Origin of the sequence: Streptomyces sp. NRRL F-5126 (assembly GCF_000721265.1) — a bacterium.
Classification (GTDB): Bacteria; Actinomycetota; Actinomycetes; order Streptomycetales; family Streptomycetaceae; genus Streptomyces.
Genome location: NZ_JOFZ01000104.1, coordinates 1 through 371, shown reverse-complemented (window position 1 = coordinate 371; position 371 = coordinate 1). Strand labels below are relative to the sequence as shown.

1 pseudogene is annotated in these 371 nt (G+C 70.9%); it reads left to right on the top strand.

Going from position 1 to position 371, the window contains the following annotated elements:
• Positions 1–371 (top strand): annotated as a pseudogene (locus IH48_RS0132535) (hypothetical protein); the annotation flags it as partial.

The following is a 371-nucleotide window of genomic DNA, read 5'->3' as shown; positions in this document are numbered from 1 at the left end:
GGTCCGGGTGATCGAGAAGACCGTCGGGACCACGCATGTCGTGGTGCTCCCGGGAGCCGCCCGCAATCCGGTCGGGGACGTCGTGATGTGCGACGTGGCCCGCGAGGCCGGCGACGAACTCATCGGCTCCCTGCGGGAGCTGGGGCTCGACGACGCCGGTTCGATCGCCGTGGAGAACATCGACCTGTCGCTGTCCCGGCGGGCCGACAAGGCCGAGGAGGACGCGCCCGGCGAGGGCGCGGACGCGGTGCTGTGGGAGCAGCTGACCGAGGCCACGCACGAGGAGTCGACGCTGTCGGTCACCTACGTCGCCTTCCTCACCCTGGCGACGATGATCGCGGCGTGCGGTGTCGTCCTGGACAACGCCATCC